The 13,364-nt window shown below is 39.4% G+C and carries 15 protein-coding genes; 4 read left to right on the top strand and 11 right to left on the bottom strand.

What is annotated here, in order from left to right:
- Window positions 1-77: 77 nt before the first annotated feature.
- The 5 genes from ACE198_RS01670 to ACE198_RS01650 form a co-directional block, all read right to left on the bottom strand.
- Window positions 78-233, bottom strand: coding sequence for a hypothetical protein (locus tag ACE198_RS01670; RefSeq protein WP_375374477.1), 156 nt, complete (start codon window positions 231-233; stop codon window positions 78-80).
- Between the two features lie 169 nt (window positions 234-402).
- A complete protein-coding gene (locus ACE198_RS01665; protein ID WP_375374493.1) occupies window positions 403-573 on the bottom strand; it encodes a YezD family protein in 171 nt (56 codons plus the stop codon).
- Window positions 574-860: 287 nt separating this feature from the next.
- The gene (locus tag ACE198_RS01660; RefSeq protein WP_375374476.1) at window positions 861-1,364 is read right to left on the bottom strand and encodes a GNAT family N-acetyltransferase; all 504 of its coding nucleotides are present in this window, start codon (window positions 1,362-1,364) and stop codon (window positions 861-863) included.
- Between the two features lie 31 nt (window positions 1,365-1,395).
- On the bottom strand, window positions 1,396-2,400 hold the full coding sequence (locus ACE198_RS01655) for a glutathione S-transferase family protein (RefSeq protein WP_375374475.1): 1,005 nt from the start codon (window positions 2,398-2,400) through the stop codon (window positions 1,396-1,398).
- Between the two features lie 193 nt (window positions 2,401-2,593).
- Window positions 2,594-3,841: a cation:dicarboxylate symporter family transporter gene (locus ACE198_RS01650; RefSeq protein ID WP_375374474.1), complete on the bottom strand. Its 1,248-nt coding sequence runs from the start codon at window positions 3,839-3,841 to the stop codon at window positions 2,594-2,596.
- 357 nt (window positions 3,842-4,198) lie between these two features.
- On the opposite strand from ACE198_RS01650, the gene ACE198_RS01645 reads away from it, so the two are divergent.
- Window positions 4,199-5,008, top strand: coding sequence for an alpha/beta fold hydrolase (locus tag ACE198_RS01645; protein WP_098575877.1), 810 nt, complete (start codon window positions 4,199-4,201; stop codon window positions 5,006-5,008).
- Window positions 5,009-5,053: 45 nt separating this feature from the next.
- On the opposite strand, the gene ACE198_RS01640 is transcribed toward ACE198_RS01645, so the two are convergent.
- The gene (locus ACE198_RS01640) at window positions 5,054-5,437 is read right to left on the bottom strand and encodes a DUF1801 domain-containing protein (RefSeq protein ID WP_375374492.1); all 384 of its coding nucleotides are present in this window, start codon (window positions 5,435-5,437) and stop codon (window positions 5,054-5,056) included.
- Window positions 5,438-5,619: 182 nt separating this feature from the next.
- Window positions 5,620-5,808: a hypothetical protein gene (locus ACE198_RS01635; protein WP_098575879.1), complete on the bottom strand. Its 189-nt coding sequence runs from the start codon at window positions 5,806-5,808 to the stop codon at window positions 5,620-5,622.
- Between the two features lie 154 nt (window positions 5,809-5,962).
- Here ACE198_RS01635 and ACE198_RS01630 point away from each other — a divergent pair, with 154 nt between their 5' ends.
- Both ACE198_RS01630 and ACE198_RS01625 read left to right on the top strand, forming a co-directional pair.
- The gene (locus tag ACE198_RS01630) at window positions 5,963-6,535 is read left to right on the top strand and encodes an HAD-IA family hydrolase (RefSeq protein WP_375374473.1); all 573 of its coding nucleotides are present in this window, start codon (window positions 5,963-5,965) and stop codon (window positions 6,533-6,535) included.
- A gap of 106 nt (window positions 6,536-6,641) precedes the next feature.
- Complete coding sequence (locus ACE198_RS01625) at window positions 6,642-6,923, top strand: YggT family protein (protein WP_098575881.1); 282 nt, start codon at window positions 6,642-6,644, stop codon at window positions 6,921-6,923.
- 37 nt (window positions 6,924-6,960) lie between these two features.
- Here ACE198_RS01625 and ACE198_RS01620 read toward each other — a convergent pair whose 3' ends face one another.
- From ACE198_RS01620 to ACE198_RS01605, 4 genes are all read right to left on the bottom strand, one after another.
- On the bottom strand, window positions 6,961-10,170 hold the full coding sequence (locus ACE198_RS01620) for a DEAD/DEAH box helicase (RefSeq protein ID WP_375374472.1): 3,210 nt from the start codon (window positions 10,168-10,170) through the stop codon (window positions 6,961-6,963).
- Between the two features lie 392 nt (window positions 10,171-10,562).
- Window positions 10,563-11,405 (bottom strand): aldo/keto reductase, encoded by an 843-nt coding sequence (locus ACE198_RS01615; RefSeq protein WP_251460988.1) that lies wholly within the window; start codon window positions 11,403-11,405, stop codon window positions 10,563-10,565.
- A 19-nt stretch (window positions 11,406-11,424) separates the two neighbouring features.
- A complete protein-coding gene (locus ACE198_RS01610; protein ID WP_375374471.1) occupies window positions 11,425-11,607 on the bottom strand; it encodes a hypothetical protein in 183 nt (60 codons plus the stop codon).
- Between the two features lie 75 nt (window positions 11,608-11,682).
- Complete coding sequence (locus ACE198_RS01605) at window positions 11,683-12,330, bottom strand: bifunctional 4-hydroxy-2-oxoglutarate aldolase/2-dehydro-3-deoxy-phosphogluconate aldolase (protein WP_251461026.1); 648 nt, start codon at window positions 12,328-12,330, stop codon at window positions 11,683-11,685.
- Window positions 12,331-12,494: 164 nt separating this feature from the next.
- On the opposite strand from ACE198_RS01605, the gene ACE198_RS01600 reads away from it, so the two are divergent.
- Window positions 12,495-13,259 (top strand): IclR family transcriptional regulator, encoded by a 765-nt coding sequence (locus ACE198_RS01600; protein ID WP_375374470.1) that lies wholly within the window; start codon window positions 12,495-12,497, stop codon window positions 13,257-13,259.
- Window positions 13,260-13,364: the final 105 nt, after the last annotated feature.

The following is a 13,364-nucleotide window of genomic DNA, read 5'->3' as shown; positions in this document are numbered from 1 at the left end:
CATAATAACTAGCTCCTTCCGTAATGTAGCTCTGATTTGGTTATGTTTTTTCCAGTAAACATTCTAACCAAATTAATCTACGATGTTACGAGTAAGGAGCTAGTTTCGTTCATGATAACTCGTCGCTTTGCTCCTGTGGGGTCTCCCCTGCCCCGTACTCCCGCAGGAGTCTTCGTGCCTTCCTCTCCAATCAACAGAGTGCTAAAATCAACATTAACCTTTAACACAGCCAAACAAAAAAGACTACCTATCACTAGACAATTCCTGTTAGATGAATTTCTGCGTTACGGCCTTAGTAAAAGACCCGTCAGAAATGGTCATCCTTCGGATTGTCTAGAGAATAAGTAGCCTTCAGTGGACTGATCGGCAATATTTTTAAAATGAACGAGATAATAAGTGTTATTACTTTTGTTCTTTCGGGATGTACTTTTTTTGTTGTGCAAATCTAGTTTTCTCTGTTTTATCAATTTGGGTAATGCTGCCATCATGAACTGTTATCACCACAGATCCATACTCCAGCCCTTTAAGTATCGACAGTATATAATTTGCTTTTGCTTGATCCACGTATGCCATCATATCATCCTCTCTCATTCTACCAATTTCATATAAGAATACTTGGTTTTATTGTAAAAAAAAAATGATCCAATGACAGACAACAATGTGGACTGCACTTACTTATTGGAAAATTCATGATCAGTCACCTTCCTAACAAAAGAGGCCTATACCCCTTTATTATTTCTAAGAGTATAAGCCTTTGGTTTTCCAATCAGCTTAATTTAACGTTTACGATATATTTTAATTATTTACATTTTATTCTGACTTTTCCTACCTGTCAAGTGGGTTTTTAAAACCCATTTGAATTATTTTAAAATAAGTCGAAAAGCTTTTACGATAATACCATCATTGGCAGGTTCAAAGTCGTATTGGGGTAACCGCTCGAAACCCATTCGTTCATATAGCTTCATCGCACTTACCATAAAATCCGCTGTGTGCAGGCCAATCGCTGGATATCCCTGTGCTTTTGCACGCTTCATACATTCTGAGATCAAGGCAGCTGCTACTCCTTTTCCTCGAGCGTGCGGTGTGACTGCGAGCATCCGGATCTCGGGATAATCCAACTCACCCACCAATCCTTCATAAGCATCAGTTTTGGCTGGAAATAAGGCAACACTGCCTACGATACTCCCATCCAACTCCGCAACAATCCGTTCCACATTTTCCTGCAAATCTGCTTCTGACGAAATGGCTTGTTTAAGAGCCTGCCAATGCTCTTGTGGAATGCTTTGGGCATGTTCTTCATAGGAGTGAACTCTTTGCTCGCGAATAAATGGGAATTCATCCGCTGCAGCATCACGTATATTCATTTTTCCACCTGCTTTTAATCAAATTTTTTTCTCAGTCTATTAAGAATTTCTCAGCGTTTTTACTTAAAGCTTCTCGATGATGTTCCGATGTCAAACCAGATAGATCAGGGCCTTTCGGCAAAATAGTATATCCCTTTTGATCATTACTCGCGATATGGTTTGACAAATGGTAGTGCCGTTTAATCGCATCAAAATCTGTCGTATCACCAAACCCAGGAGTCTGATAAAGATCCCTTAAATAGCCCCATAGATTAGGAAAATCGACTATCCGATTTCGATTGGCCTTGAAGGCAGAATAATAGGCAGCATCGAAGCGAATTAACGTAGCATACAACCGAACATCAGAATCCGTAATAAAATCACCAAATAAGAACCGCTGTTTCGACAAACGCTCCTCCAGCTCATCCAATCTTGCAAATAAAGTGTCATATGCCTGTTCGTAGGCCTCTTGTGATTGGGCGAATCCACATTTATAGACGCCATTGTTGACCTCATGGAAAATGAGATCATTTATTGCATCAATTTCCGCACGTAAATGTTCCGGATACAAATCAGGTGCATGCTCTTTGTGAAAAGGAGCCCAGGCAGTTTCGAGATAGTTCGTCAGTTTAAAATAATCATTATTAACGACCTTTTGCTCCTTCACATCCACGAAGACAGGCACCGTTGGCCTGCCAGTATAATCTGCAGCTGTTTTTAAATAAATTTCACTCATATACCTAATTCCTAATACTGGGTCAATGCCGTCCTCATCTAAAGAAAACTCCCAATCCACGTGGGGAAGATTCGGCCGCATAGGACTAGCTGTCCCTAAACTGATTACTTCCTCTAACCCGAGAACACTGCGGACAATAACCGACCGATGGGCCCATGGGCAGACAGCAGACCATAATAATCGGTAACGCCCGGCTTCAACTGGCAGCTCTCCATCGTTTTGACCGAAAGGCGTAGTAAATCTGTTCTTTTGACGATTAAACGCACCATCTGCAGTAATCTCTTTTGGACTTTTATTAATTCCCTGATCATCTCGTGACATAAATGAATCCCCTCTAATAAATATTTAAATCTAAGTAATTCTATCGGTTTTATTAATTTTAGTATGATTAATCAATCTGTATAAGTCAATAATATTATCTGGCTTCATTTAATATTCAGAATCTACATTCCTAAAGCGATCCCCTTCAAACGAAAAAGGACATCTCCATGTTGAAGATGTCCTTTCTCCGCTATTAAGCTGCTTTTTGTTCTTGATAAGGTTTAAGCTTGTGGCCTTCCCATCTAGTAATAACAATGGCAGCCAAAGAGTTTCCGACAATATTAACACAAGTTCGTGCCATATCAAGGATCCTATCAATCCCGGCAATAAACGCTAAACCTTCTACAGGAATTCCTACGCTTCCTAATGTAGCAAGAAGAACTACAAATGATACGCCTGGTACCCCCGCAATTCCTTTAGAGGTTAACATCAATACAAGTACTAAGGTGATCTGATGGCCAATACTCATATGAATACCATACATCTGTGCAATAAACAGCGCTGCGATCGCTTGGTAAAGGGTAGATCCATCAAGATTGAAGGAATATCCTGTTGGAATAACAAAAGATGTAATCGCCTTAGGACAGCCAAGTTTCTCCATCTTTTCCATGATTTTTGGAAGAACTGCTTCCGAACTTGCTGTTGAGTAGCCTAAAATTAATTCATCTTTTAGATACTTAATGAGATGGATAATGTTAAATCCAACAAGTTTTGCTGTTAAACCTAGGACAACTAGAATGAAGAAAAACATGGCTCCGTATACAACAAGAACTAGTTTACCCAATGGTATTAATGAAGCAACACCAAATTTTGATACAGTCACACCAATTAATGCGAACACACCGAATGGCGCTAACTTCATGATCTGGTTGGTAACATAGAACATCGCATCGGCAGTTCCTCTAAAGAAATTAATGATTGGAATGCCTTTCTCCCCAATTGCCGCAACTCCAAGCCCGAACATAACGGAGAAGAAAATGATTGGCAGCATTTCCCCGTTTGCGAGAGACTGAATGATATTTGTAGGAACAATGTTTACAACAGTATCAATCATTGAATGAGATTCAGTTTGTTCCGCTGTGCTTACAAAGCTGTTTATATCTGTTTTCGCAAGTTTTGATTTATCTACACCTGCACCTGGCTGGAATACGTTTGCAAATAGAAGTCCTAAAACAATCGCAATCGTAGTGATCACTTCAAAATAAAGCAGGGTTTTACCACCCAGTTTCCCCAATGACTTCATATCTCCAGTACCAGCAACACCCACGATTAAACTAGAAATAACAATGGGAACAACAATCATTTTAATTAAACGAATAAATATATCGCCAATCGGCTGCAGGTAACTTGCCACATGTGGATTACCATAAAAAACCGCACCCACAATGACACCGAGAATGAGCCCAATGAAAATCTGCCACGCTAAACTAATCTTCTTCATTTGCATTTCTCCTTTTCAATATAATAAAAGTTGATTACTATAATGAATCAACTCTGACTTATAAAATGAAATATTATTTTCTCTATTCAGTTATACTTAGTTTATATTATATAAATTCTCCTCATATAACAACAATTTTCTTCATGGAAATTACTCCTATTTGTAATATCAGAATAACAATATCCCTTATTTACCAAGACTTTTTTCCTAATATAATCGAAAAATTCCTATCTGAAAAGTATAAGAATAATGAAGATTTACAACCTGTACGAAAAGGTTCCCTACGTATTAGCCTAGCTATTGATGAATAGCCTAGTTGTAGATGGTTTTCCATACTTTTATATAGGAGGGGTCAAAATGGGGTATTATGTAAAGGTTGCCTCTCAAGTCAACATTTATGTAGAAGATATTAATCCCAAGAGCCATAAGACCGTCCTCTTTGTCCATGGCTGGCCTGCAAATCATAATTTATTTGAATATCAGTTTAATGTCCTTCCTTCCATGGGATATCGATGTATTGGGATTGATCTTAGAGGATTTGGCAAATCAGATAAACCATGGAAAGGCTACTCTTACGACAGAATGGCTGATGATATTCGCCAAGTTGTGAAAGCGCTTCGTTTACAGCATTTCACACTCGCTGGCCATTCAGTAGGTGGAGCGATTGTAATTAGATATATGGAGCGTCATAGCGGCTATGGGGTTTCAAAATTAGCCCTATTCGGTGCGGCTGCCCCTAGTTTTACCAAGCGGCCCGGCTTCCCTTTTGGGTTAGAAGCGAAGGATGTCAATACATTACTGGGACAAATTTATAACGATCGTCCGAAAATGCTCGCAGACTTCACGAACATGTTCTTCCATCAGGCAATCACCAAACCATTTTCAGACTGGTTTTTTCAATTAGGACTCCAAGCTGCAGGTCATTCCACCGCAGGTTTACTTAATTCCTTAAGAGATGAAACCTTATTCGATGATATCAAAAGGATTCAAGTGCCTACATTGATTCTTCATGGGAAACACGATCAAATTTGCCTGCCGCCGCTGGCTTCCGTCCTTCACCAAGGCATACAGAATTCTAAACTGGTTTGGTTTGAACATAGCGGGCATGGGTTGTTCTGGGAAGAGCAGAAGAAGTTTACCCAGGAATTGGCTAATTTCATTGGCTAGAATAAAACAAACGCTTCCTACATAAATAGTGGGAAGCGTTCATTATTATTGTTGGGGATATGCCTTTTGTAAAAATCGGATTGACTCGGTAATGAGCTCTTTTAATACAGAAACATCAATATCGGCAACTTTATTGATATAAACACACGCTTTCCCAGTTGTATATTTCCCAAAGTTTTTAAGTAATTCCTCACGCTTCGTCTCACCAGGTGCAAAATACAAACTAATTTTTGCCTTACGTGGTGAAAAGCCAACCAAAGGGGCATCTCCCTCATGACCAGATTCATATTTATAGTGATAAGAACCAAAACCAATGATACTTGGCCCCCACATTTTTGCCTCATAACCTGTCGTTTCAGTAAAGATATCAATTAATTTATACGCATCTTCACGCTTTTTCGGATTGTCTACTTGTTCAATAAACTCCATGACACTGTGCTCAGTTTCTTTTGTTTTTTGTTGATAACTCAATTGGTTCACTCCTTTGTTATATTTTAGTGAATATTGGTATGAAGGACAAATAACAGGCTTTTGTATTAATTAATACTCTTTCAATCCTTCCTTTCCTGCTATTTTGTTGCTTTTTCTCCAAATAAAAAAGGAGAGCAGCTCTACTCTCCTTCTTCTACAACTATGATATATCCATGTTGCTGCGGGCCGTCCTCGTATACTTCGCGAGAAACTATGTAATAGTTTTCCTTACTTTCGTCACTGATGACTAATTCACTTGGACTTTTGTCCACTGCTGCTGCTTCTAAGCTAAAATATGGCAATCCAAGTGTTGAACTATCAAATGGCATGGTTATCCCTCATTTCTATCTATTAAGATGTACATTCCCTTTGTAAAGTATAACAAATTTTTCCCCTTTGTTGTCCTAATGATTTTTCTTTAATTTCAAGTTATGGTACTCTCTTAAAAGAAAAATGAAAACGTTTTGGAAACGGGGGATTATTATGAACGTATTATGGGATTTTGACGGAACTCTTTTTGACACCTATCCAGCACTTGTCTCTGGATTCATCCGCTTAAGCCAACAAGATTTGGACCGTGATGAGGTTCTTAAATGGCTTAAAATTGATTCCAAGACTGCCTTTAAGCATTATGGAATCGGTGAGGAGCAGAGACTTGAATACCAAACTTTACATAATTATTATTCAAAGACAGAAAGCAAGCCATTTGAACACTTAAAGGAAGCATTATCCTCTGTGGAGAATAATATTATTGTGACACATCGTGATAAGGAATCCACTGTATTTCTGCTTGAGAAATACCAATTAAAAGACTACTTTAAAGACATTGTTTCCGTGGAGGAACAAGGATTTACACGAAAACCACACAGCTCCTCATATGAATATGTATTAAAAAGTTACCAAATTGATTTGGTTGTCGGTGATCGTGAGTTAGACTTAATTCCCGCTCGCAAATTAAAGATTAAAACATGCGCCTTTCAGAATCAAAACATTGAGGCGGATTTTCATATTGACAGCTATGCCGATTTTATTCCTGAAGTTCTAAACCGCCTTTAGGTTTTTATTAAAATTTTGAAACTTTATTGAATTTCATTCGTACAAGTATATATAGGTAGGATGAATGGCAGAATAAAAAAAATTATGATAGAACGGAAGATCGATATTGGGCTCTAATATTTTACTTATTGGACATTATGTTTTTGAGGCTTATTATTGGTTAATTTTAATATCCATTTTTGGTTCTTGGTTTCCTAAGTTTCAAGAAACCAAACTTGGGATCTGGATTGGCAAGTTGGTCGAACCTTATTTAGGCTTGTTCAGAAGGTTTATTCCACCACTTGGTCCAATTGATTTTTCACCAATTATTGCATTATTTGCCTTTCAATTTATCCGGAGATTTGCAATCGAAGGTCTTCGCCAATCATTAAATGTTATTGGTGTATAAGGCAAAAGAAAAGGAGCTGCGCTGCAGCTCCTTTTTTCTATATCATCAATATTTCCCTTATATCCTCTTCAGTAAGGGTAGACATGACTTTCTCATCCGAATCAATAATTTCTTCGATAAGGTGTCTCTTCTTTTCTTGCAGTTCATTCATTTTTTCCTCAATCGTCCCGCGTGCTACCAGCTTGATGACCTGGACGATATTTTTCTGACCCATTCGATGGGCCCGGTCTGCCGCCTGTTCCTCAACAGCAGGATTCCACCATGTGTCATATAAAATGACGGTATCTGCACTCATTAAATTCAAGCCGGTTCCTCCTGCTTTCAAGGAAATGAGGAACAAATCACGTTCACCTCGATTAAATCGCTCGCAGATTTCTACTCTTTCTTCTGATGGGGTCTGTCCATCCAGATAGAAGTAGTTCATCCCTTTTGTGGTTAACTCCCTGCCGATTAATTCAAGCATCTTCGTAAATTGAGAAAAAATTAACACACGTCTTCCAGAGAGCTTTGATTCTTCGACAATCTGCAAGAGCTGTTCAAATTTTGCCGAATTCCCTTGATAACCATCTACAAATAAGCCTGGATGACAGCAAATCTGCCGCAGCCGCGTCAAACCTGCCAATATTCTGATTCGATTTTTGCGAATCGTATCTTTGTCGAGATGCTTTAACGTGTCGTGCCTTAGTTTCGCCAGATAGGCGGCATACAATTTCTTTTGTTCTGGGAATAGTTCAACCGATTCCAAAGACTCCATTTTTCCAGGAAGTTCAGCGAGGACATCTTCTTTTAACCTGCGCAGTAAAAAAGGACGGATTCTCCGCGCAATCGTTTTTCTTGAAAGCTTACTATATTCCTTTAACCCGAGAAACAGTTCTGGAAAAACAACATGAAAAATTGACCATAACTCCTCTAAGGCATTTTCCACTGGTGTACCTGTTAGCGCAAAGCGATGCTGGGACTGCAGTTTTTTTACTGCTCGGGCAGTTTGGGTCAACGGGTTTTTAAAAGCTTGTGCTTCATCGAAAAACACAGTATGAAACATTTGTTTCTCAAACCAGATGATCTCGCGACGCAGCAATGGGTAGGAGATTATCATAACATCAACATTTGTCTGTTCTTTCAGGAGTTGGGTCCGCTCTGCTTTCGTTCCATCAATGACAATGGCGTTCAATTGAGGAGCGAATTTCCTGCATTCACTCAGCCAGTTATAGGTTAACGATGATGGACAAACAACAAGGGCCGGCTGCCTATTTTTTCGAATATCGGACTGGACCGACACAATATACGCGATGCTTTGAATCGTTTTTCCAAGTCCCATATCATCCGCCAATATTCCTCCAAAACCATAGTAAGCCAGAGTTTTCATCCATTTAAACCCGTGTTTTTGATACTCTTTGAGAATCGGATCTACACTTGAAGGCACCTCAAACTCTAACTTGCCGGGATGGTGCAGGTGATCCAGAAACTGCCGAAAGGAGTCCTCTAGTTTGAAGGCATCACTAATCTCAACCGTATCAAGGAGTTGAAGACTTTGCTCGATTGGTAAATCCAATCCACTGGCAAGATCCCTATTTTTGGCTAGTGGTGAATAAAGAAAACGTTGGATTTCTTCAAATTCTCTTGTCTGAAGCGAGAGCAGCGACCCGTTTGGCAGACGATAATATTTCCGCTTTTCCTCTAAAGCCGCCAAAACTTCACGTATTTGTCTCTCAGGAATACCGTCCATTTCAAATTTGAATTCAAGCCAGTTGGTCCGTTCCCTTTTGACCCTTACCCTTACCTGTGGACGAAAATTCTCTCTCGAAATCCGATTTCGAACAGCTGTCGTTGCGTAAATCCGGACAAGGTTTTGGAGTTTGGGGACGACGTACGTTAAAAAATCATATTCCAGTTCTTCATTATGAAGAAAATATCCCCCGTCCGTCCTGGCAAACGCGCTATCCTCAAAAATCTGCAGGATTTCCTCTTCCTTTTCCACATCACGGATCACTAACGATCCTGTCGGGAGATCTCTATTTTCTAAAGGATTAATGATTGTATTTTCATAATGAAATTCGAGCCCAGCAAGCAGGCGGTTTTTCACACGGTCCAAGTAGAGTTTGGCTACTAGAGGTGTGGTCATCCATTGCTTCATGATTGCTTCGGCGATCGTAACTTGGCCTAATCTTTTTAATCCAGGCGCCACCTTTTCTAAAAAAAACTGGATTTGCTCTTCAGGAATCGGTATTTGACTCATTCCCGAGGCATCAAGCATCCTTTTCAGGTCGAAAAGACGTTTAAAGTCCTGCTCTACCAGTTGTTTTATTTTCCCTTCAAATAAAACAGAATGATAAGCTTCAAAGAAAATCATTCGCTGCAGATTTTTGACTCTCAGCTGATAGCCATTTCCATCCGCTCTAACAAAATCAAACTGTAAAGGCAGCCCTCCGTCAGACACATGCAGTCCCTGATAGACTCGGCCCTCATACTCCACCAGCACATTAGTTATCTTTCGTAGGAAAGAAAGCAGGCGTCCCCATGCGGATGATGGAATAAATAGCATTTGCTGTGTATTGATATTGTTATTGGTGTCAGGCACCGCATCCATATAAACTTTTTCATCAAGGACTACTTGGCAGAGTTGCTCGAGTACGTCATTGTATTCTTTTTGAAAGCAGTGCTGATTTGGGTCAAAATAAAATGAAATGGAAAGTTTGAAGGTCTTTCCTGCTCTCATCTGTTCCAGAAAGACACGGATGTTTTGTACTATGACGGATTCGAGTGTAACTTCAATCGTAAATAAATGGCTTCCATTGCCTATATCAACGGGTTTCAAGATAAACCCAATATCCAGCACGGTTCTTTTTTCAAAATGCAGTTGATGACTGCTAGACCGGACCGGCCGGTCGGTAAAAATATTCAATAACCCTTCAGTGAGTTCCTGATTGGTTGAATGAGCGGCGCTCGTGCTAGGGATCGTTCCTTTTTGTTGGTGCTCGTAAATGGCTAATAAAACGGCAGCAATATGCTGACAATCCTTTGAAAAAGAAGCCAGCTTCGGGCAGCTGCATTCCGTTCGAAGATCATCACCTGGACCAATCTCGATGGTTACATGAAAATCTTCATCACCTCTCACGGTTGCTTGACAGCGATGTGGGAGATATTGATGAAATATAACTTTATTCGTTTGATAAAAATACTCTCCCCGTTTGAAGGAGACAGTGCCACACATTTCTTTTATCCGTTTATGAGATAATGTTACGTTCAAGTGTCCTGCTCCCTCCTGAGGTTTGGGCTGTGCCCCCATTAAGATTTATAGAACATTATAGCATAACTACATTTTCACTTTCTCTCTTCTCTAAAAGATTGTTGCTTCCATAGATTCGCTCATTGAAACCCGAGATTCGCTCGTTAAAGCCTAATATTCGCTCGTAGAAGCCCAATATTAGCTCATAGGACTTTAAAATTCACTCATAGACTGGATAAACCATAAAAAAATCCTGAACTTTCAAAATTTTAAGTGTAATTTTACACAATATTTCTTTTTTTGTGATTTACTCATTGCTTTGTAACAACTTTATTCATGAAAACTGCCTTTACTTTTGAATGAAAAAACGCCTGCCCTTATAGAACGGAGGGCAGACGCTTAATTATGAAAATCTATTCTTCAAAACCAACTCTCATTGTATCCGGATGGGAACCTGCGCGGCTATCTTGATTTAATCCATCGATTTTTTCCATATCCTCAGCGGATAATTCAAAATCAAAAAGATCGGCATTTTCGATAATACGATGTTCTTTGATCGATTTTGGTATAGTCACTACACCATGCTGCAGATCCCAGCGCAAGATCACTTGAGCAACAGATTTATTATATTTATGGGCAAGGTCTTCCAGAACTGGTTCATTTAGAAGCTGCCCTTGTTTTAACGGCGACCATGCTTCCATTTGAATGCCTTCCTTTTTACAGTAAGCAAGCAATTCTTTTTGGGTTAAATGTGGATGGAATTCTACCTGGTTTACCATTGGTTTAATCTCTGCGGTACTGATTAAATCTTCTAGATGATGAACAAGGAAGTTACTTACACCAATGGCGCGGACACGGCCATCTTTATAGAGTTTTTCCAATGCCTTCCATGTATCTTTATACTTATTTTTTCCAGGCCAGTGGATTAAATACAGATCCAAATATTCAAGTCCGAGCTTGTTAAGACTAGTTTCAAAGGCTGCTAACGTCGATTCATAGCCTTGATCAGAATTCCATACCTTAGAGGTGATAAATAATTCTTCACGCGGCACGCCTGATTCTTTAATGGCCTGACCTACGCCTTCTTCATTTTTATAGATAGCGGCAGTATCAATACTAATATAGCCATTCTTAATGGCTGCTTTAACGGATTGAACGACCTCTTCTCCTTCATTCACTTTGAATACACCTAACCCCACCCATGGCATTTTTACACCATTATGTAATGTAGTAGTGTCTTTTAAATTTGTTGGCATCAACATTTCCTCCTTTTTATTATGGCTGTGTAAAATTGTCTGTTGCTTTCCGTTCCAGGCACTTCGCTTTCCGCGGGCGTGCCGGGGAGCCTCCTCGTCGCTTTGCTCCTGCGGGGTCTCCCCTGCCCCGTACTCCCGCAGGAGTCTTCGTACCTTCCACTCCAATCAACAGAGTGCAAAAATCAACATTAACCTTTAACACAACCTTTATTAAAAATCGAAAAAAAGACGAAGGGTCTTGGTTTCGATATTTGAAAATCACTCTATGGGTTACAGTTTATCTTCCTCTAGCGGCCTGAACTTTTTCAATATACTGTTTTGCATACTCAGTAATTTTGTTAAAATCCCCTGTTTTTGCTGGTGCCAATAGATTACCGCCTACTCCAACGGCTACGCACCCATTCTTAATCCACTGTTCAACATTGTCTAAGCTGACTCCACCAGTTGGCATAATATTTATTTGTGGAAGCGGCGCTTTTACTGCTTTAACAAAATCTGGACCAAAGGCACTGCCAGGGAATAGTTTCACAATATCAACTCCCGCTTCTAATGCACGTTTCATTTCGGTGAGGGTCATACAGCCAGGCATATATGGAACTTGATAAAGATTGCATAATGTTGCCGTTTCCTGGTCAAAGGCTGGACTCACTACAAACTGTGCCCCCGCTAAAATGGCAATCCGAGCTGTCGCTGCGTCAAGTACGGTTCCTGCGCCAATCACTACATCATTATTATCTTGATAAAGGGCTGCTAATTCTTTAATCACTTCATCTGCGCCTTGGACGGTGAAGGTAACCTCAATCCCTTGAATACCGCCTTCTACACAGGCTTCTGAAATGTTAACAGCCTCTTCTTTTGAGTCTGCCCTTACAACCGCAACCACACCACATTCCGCAATTTTCGTTAAGATATTGATTTTTTTCATCATCGGAATCACATTCTTTCTACTTATTTTCTTTTCAAAAAAGTATTTTCAAATAGTTTTCATTATTCTTATTTAAATTTACAAAATCACACTCTTATCGTATCATATAATAGAACAGCGTTCCAAAAATATGAACTGAAAAACATTTAAAAGAGGTAGAAATCATGTCTAATGTTCAATCCCTTGAAAGAGCACTTACCATATTAAACAAGCTTTCTGAATATCCCGACGGCATCCAGATTACACGGCTAGCGGAGCAGGTTGGACTGACAAAAGGTACTCTTCATCGATTGTTATCTACATTATCGAATATGAATTATGTTGTTAAAGATGAAGAGACCGACAAATATAAACTTGGCTTACAAGTCCTCTTTCTTTCAAGAAACCTTTTAAACAACTCAAATATTGTCACGATTGCTAAACCATTTTTAGAAAAATTATCACAAGAAGTGAATGAAACCGTTCATTTATGCATAGAAGACCGCGGCGAAGTAATTTATATTGATAAAATTGAAAGCAATCAAACCATTCGAATGTATTCGCGCATTGGCAGCAGAGCTCCTATGTACTGTACCGCTGTCGGAAAAATATTACTTTCTGATATGAATCAGGACAAATTTGAAGAACTCGTTTCAAACATTACCTTCATTCCTAAGACACCAACAACAATCACATCAAAAGAAGAATTGATTAAAGAAATCGAAACGGTGAAGGCCAAAGGTTATGCGTTAGATAATGCTGAGAATGAAGAAATGCTTAGATGTATCGCCTCGCCAATTTACGACCATAAAGGCAAGATAATTGCCAGCTTTAGTATTTCAGGACCTAATAACCGAGTTACCATGGATTTGATCAACCATACATTAATTGACAAAATGAAACAGTATAGTATCGCTATTTCAAGAAACCTTGGGTATACAGGTTCTTAAACAAGATAATTTAAAGGTAAAGAAAACCAGATAAATCGGATTTTCTTTACCTTTGGCTGTGTTAAACTTGTCTGTTGATTTCCGTTCCAGGCACTTCGCTTTCCG

Origin of the sequence: Neobacillus sp. KR4-4 (assembly GCF_042136325.1) — a bacterium.
Classification (GTDB): Bacteria; Bacillota; Bacilli; order Bacillales; family Cytobacillaceae; genus Neobacillus.
This window is presented reverse-complemented; position numbering and strand designations above follow the sequence as displayed.

Excerpts from the sequence above, each read along its gene's own strand:
- ACE198_RS01665 (WP_375374493.1), bottom strand. The coding sequence starts at position 573 with ATGGCATACGTGGATCAAGCAAAAGCAAATTATATACTGTCGATACTT.
- ACE198_RS01660 (WP_375374476.1), bottom strand. The coding sequence starts at position 1,364 with ATGAATATACGTGATGCTGCAGCGGATGAATTCCCATTTATTCGCGAG.
- ACE198_RS01655 (WP_375374475.1), bottom strand. The coding sequence starts at position 2,400 with ATGTCACGAGATGATCAGGGAATTAATAAAAGTCCAAAAGAGATTACT.
- ACE198_RS01650 (WP_375374474.1), bottom strand. The coding sequence starts at position 3,841 with ATGAAGAAGATTAGTTTAGCGTGGCAGATTTTCATTGGGCTCATTCTC.
- ACE198_RS01645 (WP_098575877.1), top strand. The coding sequence starts at position 4,199 with ATGGGGTATTATGTAAAGGTTGCCTCTCAAGTCAACATTTATGTAGAA.
- ACE198_RS01640 (WP_375374492.1), bottom strand. The coding sequence starts at position 5,437 with ATGGAGTTTATTGAACAAGTAGACAATCCGAAAAAGCGTGAAGATGCG.
- ACE198_RS01635 (WP_098575879.1), bottom strand. The coding sequence starts at position 5,808 with ATGCCATTTGATAGTTCAACACTTGGATTGCCATATTTTAGCTTAGAA.
- ACE198_RS01630 (WP_375374473.1), top strand. The coding sequence starts at position 5,963 with ATGAACGTATTATGGGATTTTGACGGAACTCTTTTTGACACCTATCCA.
- ACE198_RS01615 (WP_251460988.1), bottom strand. The coding sequence starts at position 11,405 with ATGCCAACAAATTTAAAAGACACTACTACATTACATAATGGTGTAAAA.
- ACE198_RS01605 (WP_251461026.1), bottom strand. The coding sequence starts at position 12,330 with ATGAAAAAAATCAATATCTTAACGAAAATTGCGGAATGTGGTGTGGTT.
- ACE198_RS01600 (WP_375374470.1), top strand. The coding sequence starts at position 12,495 with ATGTCTAATGTTCAATCCCTTGAAAGAGCACTTACCATATTAAACAAG.